This window comes from Agrobacterium tumefaciens, assembly GCF_017726655.1.
Taxonomy (GTDB): domain Bacteria; phylum Pseudomonadota; class Alphaproteobacteria; order Rhizobiales; family Rhizobiaceae; genus Agrobacterium; species Agrobacterium tumefaciens_B.
In genome coordinates this window covers 554,705-571,507 of sequence record NZ_CP072308.1, presented here as the reverse complement: position 1 = coordinate 571,507, position 16,803 = coordinate 554,705, and the positions used below count along the sequence as shown (strand labels likewise).

The window sequence follows — 16,803 nt, the reverse complement described above, 5'->3', positions numbered from 1 at the left end:
GCGAAAGTAAAGTGAAAGCGGCACGTCGCCCATGTCTTTCCCATGGACGAGCGCAATATGTACCACCTCTCAGATATCGGCCCCGATGACCTGGTCCATCAGACGCGAGGGTTCGGAACACCCTGCTTCTCCCACCACCCGCGCCGGCACACCGGCAACCGTGGTCTTCGGCGGAACAGGCTTCAGCACGACAGAACCCGCCGCAATGCGCGAGCAATTGCCGATCTCGATATTGCCGAGAATTTTTGCCCCTGCCCCGATCATCACGCCATTTCCGATCTTGGGATGCCGGTCCGCCCCTTCCTTGCCGGTGCCACCCAGCGTCACGCCATGCAAGATGGAGACGTTGTCGCCGATGACGGCGGTTTCACCGACCACAAGGCCGGTAGCGTGATCGAGGAAGATGCCCTTGCCGATGCGCGCGGCCGGGTTGATATCCGTCTGGAAGATGCTGGATGACCGGCTTTGCAGATAAAGGGCCAAATCCCTGCGCCCCTTCTGCAGCAGCCAGTGGGCAAGCCGATGGGTCTGGATCGCCTGAAAACCCTTGAAATAGAGGAGCGGCTCCATGAAGCGCGTGCAGGCCGGGTCGCGGTCGTAAACGGCCTGAATGTCGACGCGCAGCACACTGCCCCATTCCGGCCAGTCGTCCAGCATATCCTGGAAGGTCTGGCGCAGAAGCACGGCCTGCATATCGGGATGATCGAGGAGTTCGCAGATACGGTAGATCACACACTCCTCGAGCGAGCGGTGATTGAGGATCGTCGAATAGAGAAAAGCGGAAAGCAGCGGGTCCTGCGCAGCGGCGCTGCGCGCTTCATTGAGCAGGCTGCCCCAGATCGGATCGACTATCGCCAGCTGTTCAGGCTGACGGGCCTCGGTACGTGCGACCATGAATGGTCTCCTCGTTTGCAGTGGTCGTTCTTTATACAGAAAAAGGCGTGCGTTAGAAATGGGATTCGAACGACGACTTTAAAGGCGGCAAGGCTTCAGTTTTTCTTCATGCAGCTTGAAAAACCATTTCTTGCCGGTGCGAACAATCCAGGAACTCCTGACGGAGAGCCGGGCTCACTTCTTCTGCAAGATCACCCGGGTCAAAGCCCGCGATAAAATTCCAAAACCGCGGCCTTGAACACCCGGTCGCCGACGGCCAGCATGTGGTCGCGGCCGGGAATGTCGATTGCGCGTGCGTGCGGCATGACGGCGGCCAGTTCCTGACCGGACCCGGCAATATCGTCCTTCGTTCCGACCGCAATCAGCGTCGGCGCGTCGATCTTTGCCGCCTGCTCGCGCGTGACGAGAACGCGCGACGTCTCGATACAGGCGGCAAGCGCCAGACGGTCGCTTTTCGTCTGGTCGGCGAAGGCGCGGAACATGCGGCCGCGCTCATGGGTCACCACATCGAGAGATGGAGCCAGCAGGGCCTCCGCAATCGGGTCCCAGTCGCCCACGCCTTCCACCATGCCGATGCCGAGGCCACCAAACACCAGGGAGCGAACACGCTCTGGATGCGCCATGGCCAGAAACGCGGAAATACGCGCGCCCATGGAATAGCCCATCACATGGGCTTCCGCGATGCCCAGATGATTGAGCAGCGCCACCGCGTCGTCGGCCATGACCGCGGGATAATAAGCCTCGGAATCATGTGGCTTGTCGCTTGCGCCATGGCCGCGATTGTCGATGGCAATCACCCGGTAGCCGGCGTCACCCAGCGTCTTCAGCCAGCCGGGATGCACCCAGTTGACATTGGCGCTGGACGCAAAGCCGTGGATCAGCAGAACCGGGTCACCCGCCGGATCACCCTCGTCAAAATAGGCAAGGCGAAGACCGTCATGGGAAAAATCGGAAAACTGCGGCGTGTTGAGATTCATCAAGGACATCCTTTTTGCCGGACCATATGGCAGGAATTAGCAATGTTGAACATGTTTCGCTGACGATTTTTATGGAGATGCAATGCGTTTGAGGCTACATATCCGCAACGAAGAGCCGATGCGAGAAGACGCATTGCGGCTCTATAACGATATTGCATTTGGAGACGAACATGGCCGGCCATTCCATTCCCCACTTCCAGAACGATGGCGGACACCGCATGATCGAGATCGGCGTCAAGGAATTCATGTGCACCGGCGCATCCGTGCCTTACGATCACCCGCATATCTTCATCGATATGGGCGACGACAATGAGAAGGTCTGCTCCTACTGCTCGACCCTTTATCGCTACAATCCGTCGCTGAAGGCCGAGCAGACCAATCCTCCGGGCTGCGTTTTCCACGTGAAGGCCGCCTGACCTTCCCCTCTTCCTGATCGGGGCGCAGCATGCCCATAAAATCCGTAGCCATTGTCGGTGCCGGCATTGCCGGTCTCACCGCGGCCCTTTCTTTTGCCCGGTACGGGATTGCTTGTGACATCATCGAACAGGCCGGTGAACTGACCGAAGTCGGCGCCGGTCTGCAACTGTCCCCCAACGCATCGCGCATCCTGGCCACGCTTGGCGTTTTGCCTAATATCGAGGCCCGCTGGACCGAACCGGTCACCGTCGAACTCGCTTCCGGAAAAACCCTTTCCCCCCTGCTCTCGCTGTCCATGGGTGCCGTGGCGCGCAAACGCTGGGGCGCACCCTATGGCGTGTTGCATCGCTCAACCCTGCAAGGCGCGCTTCTCCAGGCGGTGACACAGAACCCACTCTGTCGCCTGCACCTGGGAAAGCGCATTGAAAACGCCACCTTGGATGTGATTGCCGCAACGACTTTCCGCGACCATGATCTGATCGTCGGTGCGGATGGTGTCTGGTCCGCGGCCCGTTTCGCCGTGCCTTCCGCACCCACCGCCACCTTCTCCGGCAATGTCGCCTGGCGGTTCACTGTTGCCGACAGCGATGCACCATCCGCTATCAACAAGAGCGCCGTCACGGCCTATCTCAGTTCGGGCGGCCATATCGTCGCTTATCCGCTGAAGGAAGTCGGCGGCTTCAACATTGTCGCGATCGCACTTGGCGCGGACCCCGGCGCGACGTGGCGGGCGGAATCGAGCGGGCAGCAGAAAGCGCTGATGCTCGAGCAGTTTCGACGGTTTAGCCCGCAGATCGTCCGCCTGCTCGCCTCGTCTGAGAATCCGACCTTCTGGCCCCTCTATCAGGCTGGCCCCGGCCGCTGGCATAATGGACGTGACACCGTGCTGATCGGCGACGCGGCGCATGCCATGATGCCCTTCGCCGCCCAGGGTGCGGCCATGGCGATAGAGGATGCGTTTGAACTTGCGGGCGCAGTGGCCGGCAGCAATGGCGAAAAGCCCCTGCCTGTGCCGCAGGCCCTTGCCGCTTTCGAGACCTTGCGCCTCCCCCGCATCGAAAAGGCCCGCAAGCGGGCCTCTCTCAATCGTTTTGCCTATCATGCCAAAGGTCCGGTCCGAATTGCCCGGAACCTGGTATTTTCCACCCGTCCCACAGAAGCGTTCCTGAAGGACTTCGACTGGCTCTACGGCTACCGCGCGAAGGGCTGAGGGGCTGAGGGCTGGGTCAGATGCCGGCCGCGGCCTTGAACCCGGCCTCCAGATCCATCTTGAGATCGGCGACATCCTCGAGCCCGATCTGCAACCGGATAACCGGGCCACCCGAAGGACCCTTGGCGATGGTCCGATCGACCAGCGAGACGGCGACCGCAAGCGATTCGTAGCCACCCCAGGAATAGCCGAGCCCGAAGAAGGTCAGCGCATCGAGGAAGGCGGCTGCAGCCTGCTTGTGCCTGCCCTCTTCCGCCTTCAAGACGAAGGAGAAGACACCGCTCGCGCCCTTGAAATCACGCTTCCACAGTTCGTGTCCGGGAAAGCTCGGCAAGGCCGGATGCAGAACACGCACGACATCGTCGCGGCTTTCCAGCCATGTGGCAATATCAAGCGCGCTTTTCTGATGATGCGCCAGCCGGATGCCCATAGTGCGGATGCCGCGCAGGATTTGGTACGCGTCGTCAGATGTGACGCAGATGCCGAGATTGGCATTGGCCTGATAAAGCGCCTTCCAGTGCTTTTCATTGGCCGAGACGAAGCCCATCAGGACATCCGAATGACCCGAGGGATATTTGGTGGCGGCATGGATGGAGACATCGACGCCGAAATCCAGGGGCTTGAAATAAAGCGGCGTCGCCCAGGTATTGTCCATCGTCACGACGCAATCATGCCTGTGCGCGATATCGGTGATCAGCCGCACATCCTGAATTTCGAAGGTGTTGGAGCCAGGCGCTTCCAGATGCACCAGCTTCGTGTTCGGGCGGATCAAGGCCTCGATGCCTTCCCCGATCGCCGGATCGTAATATTCCACCTCGACGCCCAGCTTTTTCAGCATCGTGTTGCAGAAGCGGCGGGTGGGGAAATAGACGGAATCAACGATCAAGGCATGATCGCCCGCACCGAGATAGGCGAGGAACGGCACGGTGATGGCGGCAAGGCCCGACGGGACGAGAATGGTCCCGGCCGAACCCTCAAGCGCGTTGACCATGTTGCACAGCGCGTCGGTCGTCGGCGTGCCATGCGTGCCATAGGTATATTTCTGGTTTTCGGTCGAAAGCGTCTCGGCATCCGGGAAAAGCACGGTCGAGCCACGCACGATGGGCGGGTTGACGAAACCGAAACAATCGGCGGGATCGTTACCGCCATGGGTCAGGCGCGTATTTATACCTGCGGCGGAAAGCAGGTCATTTCTCTTGGTCATTTCAGATCAGCTTTCGAAGGAATATTGACGGGGCGACAATGCGGAGACCAGGAGGTTAGGTCAAGTCCCGAAGGCGCGCGTCCGGTTCATCAACATATCTGTAAAAAATCAGCATACAATAAGTATACAAAATTCAGGCAAGCGTAAATTTACGCAAAAATATGCTCATATTTTCACCCTTTGCATAGTTACCGACCAAAATTTGGAAAATTCCCTTTAATAGGCACAATTATCGCCCGAACACCTTGACCCTTTCGAAGATTCGAATCTTATAAAGCATGCGGATCGAGGAGATCTCGCTGAAGGGGGAGCTGGGGAAAATAAAGAAGCCGGTCCCCTTCCAATGGATGATAACAAACAAAGGTTGGGAAAAATGAAAAAGGCAATTCTGTCGGCCGCTATCGGCGCAGCAGTTTTGGGAGGAGCCTCGGTCGCTTCGGCGGCAACCCTTCAGGACGTGAAGGCAAAGGGCTTCGTGACCTGCGGCGTGAGCGCTGGCATTCCGGGATTCTCCAATCCCGACGACAAGGGCGAATGGTCGGGTATCGATGTGGACTATTGCCGCGGTATTGCCACTGCGGTTTTTGGTGACCCTTCGAAGGCCAAGTTTGTTGCCCTGTCGAGCAAGGATCGTTTTCCGGCTCTCCAGTCCGGCGAAGTCGATGTTCTGACCCGTAACACCACCTGGACCATCAGCCGCGACACGTCGCTCGGCTTCAACTTCCGTACCGTCAACTACTACGACGGCCAGGGCTTCATCGCCAAGAAGAGCCTCAACGTAAAGTCCGCTCTCGAGCTTTCCGGCGCTGCCGTCTGCGTTCAGACCGGTACGACCACCGAGCTCAACCTCGCCGACTACTTCAAGACCAACAATCTGCAGTACAACCCGGTCGTTTTCGAAAAGGAATCCGACGCGACGTCTGCCTATGATTCCGGTCGTTGCGATGTCTACACCACCGACCAGTCGGGCCTTTATGCAATCCGTCTGAAGCTGAAGAACCCGGAAGAAAACGTCGTTCTGCCTGAGATCATCTCCAAGGAGCCGCTTGGCCCGGCCGTTCGCCAGGGTGACGACCAGTGGTTCGACATCGTCACCTGGGTTCACTACGCGATGGTCAACGCCGAAGAACTGGGCGTCACCTCCAAGAACGTCGATGAGCAGAAGAACAGCGCCAACCCGGACATCAAGCGTTTGCTCGGTACGGAAGAAGGCACCAAGATCGGTACCGATCTCGGCGTTGGCAATGACTGGGCTTACAACATCGTCAAGCTGGTCGGCAATTACGGCGAAGTCTTCGACCGCAACGTCGGCGCCGGCTCTCCGCTCAAGATCGAGCGCGGCCTGAACAGCCTCTGGACCAAGGGCGGCCTGCAATACGCACCGCCGGTCCGTTGATCGGTCCCATCACCGGCTAAACGATAAGGAGGCTGGGCAACACCCGGCCTCCAATTAAAATTTATAAATAAGCTCGCAAAGAGCACATAAAAGGGAAAGGTGCCTATGGCAGGCAACGCGGTCAGTTCGCAACGATCGCGCGCGCAAAGCGCGTCGTCACTTATCTACGATCCACGGATACGCGGCATTTTCTATCAGGTCCTGACAGTCGTCATCCTGACCGCCTTCGTTTGGGTCATCGTGACGAATACGATCCACAATCTTCAACGAGCAAACATTTCATCCGGCTTCGGCTTCCTCGACGGAAGAGCCGGTTTTGATATCGGTCAGTCGCTGATCGCTTATACCAGCGACGCGACCTATGGCCGGGCATTGGTCGTTGGCATTCTCAACACGATCCAGGTCGCATTTTTCGGCATCATCGCCGCCTCGATCATCGGTTTCATCGTCGGTATTGCGAGGCTTTCCAATAACTGGCTGATCTCGAAACTCGCGCAGGCCTATGTGGAAATCTTCCGCAACATCCCGCCGCTGCTCGTCATCTTCTTCTGGTACAAGGGCGTCATCTCCGTCCTGCCGCAGGCGCGCGAGTCGCTTGAGCTGCCGCTTGGAAGCTACCTCAACAACCGCGGTTTCTTTTTTCCGAAGCCGCTCTGGGGTGACGGCATCTGGCTCGTTCCAGCAGCCCTCCTGGTTGCCATCGTCATCAGCGTTTTCATTTATCGCTGGGCAAAGGCGAGACAGGAGCGAACCGGCCAGCAGTTCCGCACCGGCATCACGCTCACGCTTCTCATCATCGGCCTGCCGCTCGCCACGTTCCTGGCCATCGGTGCGCCGCTGACTTTCGACTATCCGATTGCCGGACGCTTTAACCTTTCCGGTGGCGCCGTCGTCGCCCCTGAATTCATGTCGCTGTTTCTGGCGCTGTCCTTCTATACCGCCTCCTTCATCGCCGAAATCGTTCGCGGCGGCATCAAGGCCGTGGCGAAAGGGCAAACGGAAGCTGCGGATGCACTCGGGCTTCGTTCCAGCACCACGACACGTCTGATCGTCGTGCCGCAGGCGATGCGCATCATCATTCCGCCGCTGACAAGTCAGTTCCTCAACCTCACCAAGAACTCGTCGCTTGCTGTCGCCGTCGGCTTCGCCGACATCGTTTCGGTCGGCGGTACGATCCTGAACCAGACGGGCCAGGCGGTTGAAGTCGTTGCCATCTGGCTGGTCATCTATCTCTCGCTATCCCTGTTCACGGCCCTGGTCATGAACTGGTTCAACGCGAAAATGGCTCTGGTGGAGAGATGACGATGACGATCAGCAACCATGCCTTCGTGCGCCAGACCATTGAAGAGGCCCGCCCCGCGCCATCGAGCGCGGTGGGCGTCACCCACTGGCTGCGCACCAAACTCTTCGCCACGCCCAAGGATGCGGTACTCACCGCCCTTGCCATCGCCCTGCTCGTCTATATTTTGCCGCCGATTATCGATTGGCTGTTTATCGACGCGGTATGGACCGGCAGCGACCGTCTCGCATGCCTCACCGCTTCACAGGGCGGCGCGCTGGCGGATGGACAGTCCGGCGCCTGCTGGGCTTTCGTTTCGGCCAAGCTCGGCCAGTTCGTCTTTGGCCGCTACCCCATCGATGAACGCTGGCGTCCGATCCTCGTCATGGTGATGTTCACCATCCTGTTGATCCCGATGCTCATTCCGAAGGCGCCGTTCAAGCGTCTCAATGCGCTGGCGCTCTTCATCATCCTGCCCTTCATTGCGTTTTTCCTGCTTATCGGCGGCGTCTTCGGCCTGCCGAAGGTGGAAACGCAGCTCTGGGGCGGCCTGATGGTCACGCTCATCCTGTCCTTCTTCGGGATCACGGTGTCGTTGCCCTTCGGCATTCTTCTGGCGCTTGGCAGACGTTCGAACCTGCCGGTCATCAAGATGCTCTGCGTCCTCTTCATCGAGGTCATCAGAGGCATCCCGCTGATCACGGTGCTGTTCTTCGCCAGCATCATGCTGCCGCTGTTCCTGCCCGACGGCTGGACCTTCGACAAGTTCCTGCGCGCGCTGGTCGGCGTGTCGCTGTTCTCCTCCGCCTATATGGCGGAAGTGATCCGCGGCGGCCTGCAGGCCATTCCGAAGGGACAATATGAAGGAGCGGATTCGCTCGGCCTGAACTACTGGCAGAAGACGAGGCTGATCGTACTGCCACAGGCGCTGAAGCTCGTCATTCCGGGCATCGTCAACACCTTCATCGGGCTGTTCAAGGACACGTCGCTGGTCTCGATCATCGGCATGTTCGACCTGCTCGGTATCGTCACACTCAACCAATCGGATGCGAACTGGGCGACCCCCGTTACCGCCATGACGGGCTATATCTTCGCAGGCTTCGTATTCTGGATCTTCTGCTTCGGCATGTCGCGTTATTCGCTGTTCATGGAACGGCACCTCGACACCGGGCATAAACGATAAGGGACGCTCAAAATGGCAGAAACCCAGGCAAAAAAACTGACCGTCTCGGCGACGGACGTCGCAATCGAAATCACCGGCATGAACAAATGGTACGGCGATTTCCACGTGCTGCGTGATATCAACCTGAAGGTCATGAAGGGCGAGCGCATTGTCATCGCCGGTCCTTCCGGCTCGGGCAAGTCGACCATGATCCGCTGCATCAACCGTCTGGAAGAGCACCAGTCGGGCAGCATCGTCGTTGACGGCATCGAACTCACCAACGACCTCAAGAAGATCGACGAAGTCCGTCGCGAAGTCGGCATGGTGTTCCAGCACTTCAACCTCTTCCCGCATCTGACGATCCTTGAGAACTGCACGCTGGCGCCAATCTGGGTTCGCAAGATGCCTAAAAAGGAAGCCGAAGAAGTGGCGATGCACTATCTGAAGCGCGTGAAGATTCCCGAGCAGGCACATAAGTATCCGGGCCAGCTTTCGGGCGGTCAGCAGCAGCGTGTGGCGATCGCCCGCTCGCTCTGCATGAAGCCGAAGATCATGCTGTTCGATGAGCCGACCTCGGCGCTTGACCCGGAAATGGTCAAGGAAGTGCTCGACACCATGGTCAGCCTCGCCGAAGACGGCATGACGATGCTGTGCGTCACCCACGAAATGGGCTTTGCCCGCCAGGTCGCAAACCGCGTCATCTTCATGGACCAGGGCCAAATCGTCGAACAGAATTCGCCCGCCGAATTCTTCGACAATCCCCAGCACGAGCGCACCCGGCTGTTCCTCAGCCAGATCCTGCACTGAGATCAGTCACCATCAACACATCATTCAACGGGGCCGTTTCGGCCCCGTTTCTTATGACGCCAGACAGTTCTCCGCACCCGACGTCGTCCTCGCCGTCAAGGCGTTGATCCACTGACTCCCCGCTCATGGATCCTCGCCTCAAGGGCGAGGATGACAGCCGAGCGGCTCGGCGCAGCTTGTTTTCATTTGCTCCGGCTTCTTACTTCAGCAGCAAAGCGACAATCCGCCGAGTCGTCGTCCCCTGTATTTTTTCCTTTCATCAGAACGGTGAAACGATCAACTTCGCCGTGCTTTAACCATTTGTTACGAAACGGAAATCCTTGTTTTGCAGGGCTTCTGGCCGCCCATGACATTTTTTTGTCAAATCGTGCATTTTTCCGCTTGCGGAGCAACGGGAGCCTGACTATAAGGGCGCCACACCACAAGCGCACGCGCCCTTCGTCTATCGGTTAGGACGTCAGATTTTCATTCTGAAAAGAGGGGTTCGACTCCCCTAGGGCGTGCCACTTGGCTTGATGGTTACCTCCCAAACGACTCCGGCATCGAATAAAATCGCAATATTTCGCGCATGTCATCATTGCTGCGGAACCGATTTGCCATGGGCACGTTACATGCCTGTCCCCCCGATGGAAGGCAAGCCGGACGAAGTGCCGCCGCGCAATTCACCCAGCTTGCCTTTCCCCTCTCCGAGATCATCAAGACGTTCAAAGCAAGGGTGAGCGCTGCCAGCCAGGCGTTATCGATATGGACATTGCCCATCCGCACCGCGTCGCGCGCTGCGCGAGATTGAAGCGGTAATTCAAGGATTTGCGCGGGTCCAACCGGGTTTTCCACAGCCCCTTCCGCCCTGCCAAAAAAACACGTCCGTGAGCGAAAAAAATCAAATTTACCGCTTGCGGAGCAACGGGAGCCTGACTATAAGGGCGCCACACCACAAGCGCACGCGCCCTTCGTCTATCGGTTAGGACGTCAGATTTTCATTCTGAAAAGAGGGGTTCGACTCCCCTAGGGCGTGCCACTTGCTTCTCCCAAAAAATCAAAAACATGATCGAATGTCTTGATGCAACGCATTGAGATTGCGTGACGCATTTTTCCTGTCCGCCAGTCGTGTTTTTCGTGGAGTTTTTGGCTAATTCCCAAACGCCTCACGGCGCGAAAGCGGCGTCCAGAACGCGCAGCTGCACGCGCCGCTGGCCCTGCCAGAGATCAGCCCCGACGGTGCCCGCCACGTGGATGTTTCTGCCTCGCGCGTTCAGCAGCATCTGCCCCAGGGGCGCCTCTGCGGCACGGAATGCAATGCCGTCCAGCCGAGAGCCGTCCATGGCCTCCAGCGTGATCTTGACATGCGACGTCCCCACCAAGCGCACATCCCGCAGACGATGTGCCGGCACCGCAAAGATCGGCTGCGAATGGCCTGACCCGTAAGGCCCCGCCTGCTCCAGCTGATCGACAAGCTGCACTGTGGCGCCAGACGCGCCGATGGCGCCGTCGATTTTGAGAACGCTGCTCTCCACCAGCTCATTGACGGTCTTTGCGGCCGCCTCCTCAAAGAATGTCCTGAGCTTGCCCAGATTGGCGCGCTCAACCGTGAGGCCCGCAGCCATGGCGTGCCCGCCCCCCTTGACCAGCAGTCCTGCCTCCACGGCCGCCCGCACCATGCGGCCCATGTCGAAGCCGTTGATCGAGCGGCCCGAGCCGGTGCCCTTGCCGGACGGATCGAAAGCGATGGCGAAAGCCGGGCGGCGGAACCGGTCCTTGAGGCGGGAAGCCAGAAGCCCAACGATGCCGGGATGCCAGTTCTCGCGCGCCGTCACGATGACGCCAGCGCCTGAGCCATCGCCGTATTCGAACAGAGCCTCGGCTTCCGCCTCAGCCAGCATCGCCGCTTCCATCGCCTGCCTCTCGCGGTTCAGCTGGTCCAGTCGCTCGGCAATCGCTTCGGCCTGCGAGGGATCATCGATCGTCAGCAGGCGACTGCCAAGCGCCGCATCCCCGATACGGCCGCCGGCATTGATCCGCGGCCCGATGAGGAACCCGAAATGATAGGGCGTGACAGGCCCCCCGAGACCGGCCTTCTTGAAGAGGGCCGCAAGCCCGGCATTGTTCATATGACGGGCGGCAATCAGCCCCTTCACCACATAGGCGCGGTTGAGGCCCTTCAGCGGAACCACATCGCAGACAGTGGCCAGCGCGACGATATCGAGAAGGGACAGCAGGTCGAGCGTAAAGGCCTGTCGATGCCGCCTGTCCTTCAGCATGCGCAGCGTCGCGACCAGCACGAGGAACACCACGCCTGCCGCACACAGATGCCCCTGCCCCGACAGATCGTCTTCCCTGTTGGGATTAACCAGCGCGACCGCAGGCGGCAACTCCGTGCCGACCTGGTGATGGTCGATCACCACCACATCCGTTCCGGCATCCTTTGCGGCCTGAAGGGATTCATGGCTGGTGGAGCCACAGTCCACGGTGACGATGAGCGTCGCTCCATTGGTGGCGAGCTGCTGCATCGCCGCCGGGTTCGGCCCATAGCCTTCGAAAATACGGTCGGGAATATAGATCTCGGGTGTCAGACCGAAATGGGCGAGGAACCGGTACATCAGAGCGGACGCCGCAGCACCATCGACGTCATAGTCGCCGAAGATCGCAACCTTCTCACCGGTCTCGACAGCGCGCACCAGCCGCTGCGCGGCCTTTTCGCAATCGGTCAGCATATGCGGATCGGGCATCAGCGAGCGTATCGTGGGATCAAGAAACGCCAGCGCGTCATCCACTCCAACCCCGCGCCCCGCTAGAACGCGTGCAATCAGTTCGGGAATACCGTGGACCTGCGACATCGCCAAGGCGCGGTTCTGCCCGGCCTGATCCAGCCGCGACACCCATCGCTGTTCTGTTGCCGACCGCTCCACGCTCAGAAATGCGCGGACCACCGTATCGGCCGGCTCCAACATCGCCATTCCGTCCATTCGTCCTGTGATGCGCCATCGCGCTTTCAGAAGGGGCTAAATGGCGATGACGCGTTTTTCAAGCAAAAACGCGCATGGACCATTTCACAGGGAGAAAATCGAGAAAAACGGGCTGATGATCGACACAGCGCCGATGAGAAGCAGCAACGAAAAAACAGCGAGCGAACTCCAGTTGCGCTCGTATTCGCGTGTGTCGAATTCCATGCTGCGGATATTGTCGTTTGCCCCCTGGGGCCGCGGCCGATGCGCCGTAAAGGCGCGCTCGCGCCTGTTGTCCTTGAACAGGATCAGTGATGTCACGGCCACGCCTCCCTCGCTTGGTGAACATCGTCAACAGTAAAGCCGAATCGCTTGGTATTCCAGCGTGGTCCGAAGAGGATCGAACAATTTTTTGGATGTCGCCGGCTCAAAAAAGGAGCGGGATATCAAACGCCGAAAAAAATCGAGCCACTCTAAAAGGACGCTCTCTTCCTACTCGAAACGTCTTTCGTCGTCGTCCTCGGGGCACGCCCGAGGATGACGACGTGCTTGGCAAGAGTGCCGTGCCCCCGTGTGACACGGCTCTAGCGTCTCAGGTCCTCTCAATCCGTATGACCTGAGGCTCGCTGACGAGATATTTCTCGCTCTTGATCGCCTTCACCGCCTTGCGGATCGCATCTTCCATCGTCGCGTGGGTGACGAGGATGATGGTCTGCGGCGCACCTTCGACATGCACGCGCTGGCGCTGCACAATGGATTCCAGCGAGATGTTATTATCCGCCATGCGGGTTGCAATGGAGGCAAAGACGCCTGCCTGATCCTTTACCGTCAGACGGATGAAGTACCCGCCCTCATGGCTCTTCATCTTGGCACGGCGGTACTCCGTCAGGGACTTGGCCGGACGGCCGAGCACCGGCACCTGCTGGGCGCCCGGACGGCTCTTGGCGATATCGGCGATGTCACCCAGCACGGCAGACGCCGTCGCGTTGCCGCCCGCACCCGGTCCCACCATCAGCAGCTCGCCGAGAATGTCGGATTCGATCGCAACCGCATTGGTGACGCCATCGACCTGGGCAATCACGGAATCAAGCGGCACCATGGTCGGATGCACGCGCTGTTCGATGCCGGACTCCGTCACCTGCGCCACGCCGAGAAGCTTGATGCGGTAACCCAGCTCGGCGGCCGCCTGAATATCCTCGATGGAAATATTGGTTATACCTTCGAGATAGATGTCGTCGGCAGCGATCTTGTTGCCAAAGGCGAGTGTCGTGAGGATGGACAGCTTGTGTGCGGTATCGTTGCCCTCAATATCGAAAGCAGGATCGGCTTCAGCGTAACCCAGCCGCTGCGCTTCCTTCAGGCACGCCTCGAACGACAGACCTTCCTTTTCCATCTTGGTCAGGATGTAATTGCACGTGCCGTTCATGATGCCGTAAATGCGCGACACATGGTTGCCGGTAAGCGATTCACGCAGCGCCTTGATGACGGGGATGCCGCCAGCCACAGCCGCTTCGAAATTGAGCAGCGCGCCCTTGTCTTCAGAGAGGATCGCCAGCTCTACGCCATGCTTGGCCAGCAGCGCCTTATTGGCAGTCACCACGTGGAGACCGCGCGCCAGCGCCGCTCGCACGGCATTTTCCGCCTGGCCGGAAGCACCGCCGACCAGTTCGACGAAAACATCGATATCGGCTTCGCTCGCCATCTGCTCCGGCGTGTCGAACCAGGTAATACCCGTGAGATCAATGCCGCGATCGCGCGAACGATCGCGCGCGCTCACTGCGATAATCTCAATTGCGCGTCCGCAGGTAATCGCAAGTTCGTTGCTTCTCTGCTGGAGGATGCGCACGAGCGAAGCGCCGACAGTGCCGAGCCCCGCTATGCCGATTCTCAATGAATCTGCCATGGGTATGTTCCTGATTGCTGGTGATGGTGGCGGCCGAGGCCCGGCCGCCTTGGGTTGCCCTTATCTGTGGGCGTTCAGCGAAACGACATTGTGCATCGTCTCGTCTGCGCTCGACAGGAAACGCTTCAGATTGCGCGCGGCCTGACGAATTCGATGCTCGTTTTCAACGAGCGCGAGACGGACGTAATCATCGCCCATCTCGCCAAAGCCGATGCCGGGAGCAACGGCGATGTCTGCCTTCTCGACAAGAAGCTTGGAGAACTCCAGGCTGCCGAGATGGCGGAACTTCTCCGGGATCTTCGCCCAGGCGAACATGGTCGCTGCCGGTGGCGGAACCTCAAAGCCGGCCTTGCCGAAAGTGTCGACCATGACGTCGCGGCGGCGGCGATAGACATTACGCACCTCGGCAATATCGGAGCCATCACCGTTGAGCGCGTGGGTCGCCGCAACCTGGATCGGCGTGAAAGCGCCGTAATCGAGGTAAGACTTCACGCGCGTCAACGCCGCGATCAGCCGCTCGTTGCCGACGGCAAAGCCCATGCGCCAGCCGGGCATGGAGAAAGTCTTCGACATGGAGGTGAACTCCACCGCAACGTCGATGGCGCCGGGAACTTCCAGAACCGACGGCGGCGGATTGCTTTCGTCGAAATAGATTTCCGAATAGGCAAGATCGGAGAGCACGATGATCTCGTGCTTCTTGGCAAAAGCGATGACGTCCTTATAGAAATCGAGCGATGCGACATGCGCCGTCGGGTTAGACGGATAATTGACGATCAGCGCCAGCGGCTTGGGGATGGAATGGCGCACCGCGCGCTCCAGGGGCCCGAAGAAGCTCTCATCCGGCTCGACATTCATGGACCGGATAACGCCGCCCGCCATCAGGAAGCCGAAGGCGTGGATCGGATAGGTCGGGTTTGGGCAAAGAATGACATCACCGGGTGCCGTGATGGCCTGCGCCATGTTGGCGAAGCCTTCCTTGGAGCCAAGGGTCGCGACGACCTGCGTATCCGGGTTCAGCTTCACACCGAAACGGCGGGCGTAATAGGCAGCCTGGGCGCGGCGAAGGCCGGGAATGCCCTTGGATGAGGAATAACGATGGGTGCGCGGGTCCTGAACGACCTCGCAAAGCTTGTCGACGATCGCCTTCGGGGTCGGAAGATCGGGATTGCCCATGCCGAGATCGATGATATCGGCCCCGCCCGCTCGCGCGCTCGCTTTCAAACGGTTGACCTGTTCGAAGACGTATTGCGGCAGACGCCGGACCTTGTGAAACTCTTCCATCTCTTTCCTCATGGGAATGGACCGGTTCTGCCGGCCCATAACGACGGTTCGTTTTTGCTTTGAAACGCCGCCGACACGAACCGACCCGGCAGGCGTTATTCATTGTAACGCAAAGCACGGGAAAGCCCACAAGGCTTTTCAATGCCCACGCTGCATCGCAGCCACCGTGGCGTCCCTCCGGCAGGGCCATTCAGCCCGGCAACAAAGGATCGCGCACAATGATCAGGAAACCTGCATAACGCCAGATTCTGGCAAAATGCAAGGCAAGCCATGCTCAAGAACGGCGTCAGCCGCGCTCACCCTTCACAATTGCCGACCGGATGACCGAGAGCACGCGCTCCGGCTGGATATCGGTGCAGACAAGCTGGCTCGGATGCCCGTCCCAATCCCCTGGCGGAAAGGCGCGTCCGTCAGGCTTCTGGATCGTCTGGCCATCGGCAAGACCGCCGCAGACGACGCGGATAGGGCCGCTGCGGGTCTCGAAAAGCTCGGGCGCGACAAGATAGACGCAGGCGCAGCTATCGTGCACCACCATGCCGTCACCCGTGCGGGTCTTGTAGAAATCGATGTAGAATTGCGACAAGTCGGACAGCAGTTGCACCGGTTTGCCGCCCGTCTCTGCCATCTCTGCCATGAAGGCGCTCGTCATCACGGTTTTCGTCGTGACATCGAGACCAACAACAGCCACGCGCCACGGCGCGGTGAAAACGAGATCGGCCGCTTCCGGATCGCCGTGAATATTGGCCTCGGCCGCCGGTGAAACGTTGCCGTTGATATCGAAAGCACCGCCCATGACGATGACGTCCTTCACCAGCGCGGCGAAATCGGGTTCCTCCCGCAGCGCCAGGGCCAGATTGGTCATGCGGCCAACGGCAATCAGCGTCACCTCGCCGGGGTTGGCTTTCACCGTTTCGATGATGAAGCGATGCGCCGGACGCGGATCGAGCGGCAGATCGATGGTGTCAGGAATATCGATATCGCCAAGGCCGTTTTCGCCATGGATGAAGGTCGGCCAGTGGCCTTCCTTGCGGGCGGGATCGAAGGTTACACCAGCACCCTTGGCAACCGGAGCCGTCATCTGCCATTCCCGCTTGAGGAAGAGCGCATTGCGGGTGGTAATATCGATGGGCGCGTTGCCGAAAACAGTGGTGACGCCGATCAGATCGATATCGGGGTGGCGGTGCAGAAAAAGAAGCGCCATCGCATCATCTACACCCGGGTCCGTATCGAATATCACTTTATGCATAATGCCCTCATCCGTCTGTCTCTGGCGCCAGCCGGCCTTGCCGCGTTGCGCCACGGAAACATAACGATAAGCGGCCGCACCGCAA

Annotated in this window: 14 protein-coding genes and 2 tRNA genes; 8 read left to right on the top strand and 8 right to left on the bottom strand. The window is 59.3% G+C overall.

Annotated features, from left to right (window positions below; all coding sequences use genetic code 11):
• Window positions 1-69: 69 nt before the first annotated feature.
• Window positions 70-894 carry a serine O-acetyltransferase gene (cysE, locus tag AT6N2_RS02900; RefSeq protein ID WP_063948938.1) on the bottom strand — a complete coding sequence of 275 codons (825 nt, stop codon included), beginning with the start codon at window positions 892-894 and terminating at the stop codon, window positions 70-72.
• 200 nt (window positions 895-1,094) lie between these two features.
• On the bottom strand, window positions 1,095-1,871 hold the full coding sequence (locus tag AT6N2_RS02895) for an alpha/beta fold hydrolase (protein ID WP_209088331.1): 777 nt from the start codon (window positions 1,869-1,871) through the stop codon (window positions 1,095-1,097).
• A gap of 170 nt (window positions 1,872-2,041) precedes the next feature.
• Here AT6N2_RS02895 and AT6N2_RS02890 point away from each other — a divergent pair, with 170 nt between their 5' ends.
• Together AT6N2_RS02890 and AT6N2_RS02885 are read left to right on the top strand one after the other, a co-directional pair.
• Complete coding sequence (locus AT6N2_RS02890) at window positions 2,042-2,287, top strand: zinc-finger domain-containing protein (protein ID WP_035261222.1); 246 nt, start codon at window positions 2,042-2,044, stop codon at window positions 2,285-2,287.
• Window positions 2,288-2,316: 29 nt separating this feature from the next.
• Window positions 2,317-3,498: an FAD-dependent monooxygenase gene (locus AT6N2_RS02885; protein ID WP_209088327.1), complete on the top strand. Its 1,182-nt coding sequence runs from the start codon at window positions 2,317-2,319 to the stop codon at window positions 3,496-3,498.
• Between the two features lie 16 nt (window positions 3,499-3,514).
• Here AT6N2_RS02885 and AT6N2_RS02880 read toward each other — a convergent pair whose 3' ends face one another.
• A complete protein-coding gene (locus tag AT6N2_RS02880; protein ID WP_209088326.1) occupies window positions 3,515-4,702 on the bottom strand; it encodes a cystathionine beta-lyase in 1,188 nt (395 codons plus the stop codon).
• A 373-nt stretch (window positions 4,703-5,075) separates the two neighbouring features.
• Here AT6N2_RS02880 and AT6N2_RS02875 point away from each other — a divergent pair, with 373 nt between their 5' ends.
• The 6 genes from AT6N2_RS02875 (at window position 5,076) to AT6N2_RS02850 (ending at window position 10,364) form a co-directional block, all read left to right on the top strand.
• The gene (locus AT6N2_RS02875; RefSeq protein WP_063948935.1) at window positions 5,076-6,098 is read left to right on the top strand and encodes an amino acid ABC transporter substrate-binding protein; all 1,023 of its coding nucleotides are present in this window, start codon (window positions 5,076-5,078) and stop codon (window positions 6,096-6,098) included.
• 105 nt (window positions 6,099-6,203) lie between these two features.
• Window positions 6,204-7,400, top strand: a complete 1,197-nt coding sequence (locus tag AT6N2_RS02870; RefSeq protein WP_063948934.1) for an amino acid ABC transporter permease — start codon at window positions 6,204-6,206, stop codon at window positions 7,398-7,400.
• Between the two features lie 2 nt (window positions 7,401-7,402).
• A complete protein-coding gene (locus tag AT6N2_RS02865; RefSeq protein ID WP_209088323.1) occupies window positions 7,403-8,560 on the top strand; it encodes an amino acid ABC transporter permease in 1,158 nt (385 codons plus the stop codon).
• Between the two features lie 12 nt (window positions 8,561-8,572).
• Entirely contained in the window at window positions 8,573-9,346 is a 774-nt protein-coding gene (locus AT6N2_RS02860; protein WP_004441935.1) for an amino acid ABC transporter ATP-binding protein, read from the top strand.
• Between the two features lie 431 nt (window positions 9,347-9,777).
• Window positions 9,778-9,852 (top strand) — tRNA-Glu (locus tag AT6N2_RS02855).
• Between the two features lie 437 nt (window positions 9,853-10,289).
• A tRNA-Glu gene (locus AT6N2_RS02850) sits at window positions 10,290-10,364 on the top strand.
• Window positions 10,365-10,491: 127 nt separating this feature from the next.
• Here AT6N2_RS02850 and recJ read toward each other — a convergent pair.
• The 5 genes from recJ to AT6N2_RS02825 all read right to left on the bottom strand — a co-directional run bounded on the left by recJ (window position 10,492) and on the right by AT6N2_RS02825 (window position 16,718).
• Entirely contained in the window at window positions 10,492-12,300 is a 1,809-nt protein-coding gene (gene recJ / locus AT6N2_RS02845; RefSeq protein WP_425292730.1) for a single-stranded-DNA-specific exonuclease RecJ, read from the bottom strand.
• 93 nt (window positions 12,301-12,393) lie between these two features.
• Window positions 12,394-12,615 (bottom strand): hypothetical protein, encoded by a 222-nt coding sequence (locus AT6N2_RS02840; protein ID WP_209088320.1) that lies wholly within the window; start codon window positions 12,613-12,615, stop codon window positions 12,394-12,396.
• Window positions 12,616-12,880: 265 nt separating this feature from the next.
• Window positions 12,881-14,191 (bottom strand): homoserine dehydrogenase, encoded by a 1,311-nt coding sequence (locus AT6N2_RS02835; RefSeq protein ID WP_209088317.1) that lies wholly within the window; start codon window positions 14,189-14,191, stop codon window positions 12,881-12,883.
• 60 nt (window positions 14,192-14,251) lie between these two features.
• A complete protein-coding gene (locus AT6N2_RS02830) occupies window positions 14,252-15,472 on the bottom strand; it encodes an LL-diaminopimelate aminotransferase (protein WP_063948929.1) in 1,221 nt (406 codons plus the stop codon).
• A 286-nt stretch (window positions 15,473-15,758) separates the two neighbouring features.
• The gene (locus AT6N2_RS02825) at window positions 15,759-16,718 is read right to left on the bottom strand and encodes a nucleoside hydrolase (protein ID WP_209088314.1); all 960 of its coding nucleotides are present in this window, start codon (window positions 16,716-16,718) and stop codon (window positions 15,759-15,761) included.
• Window positions 16,719-16,803 lie beyond the last annotated feature (85 nt).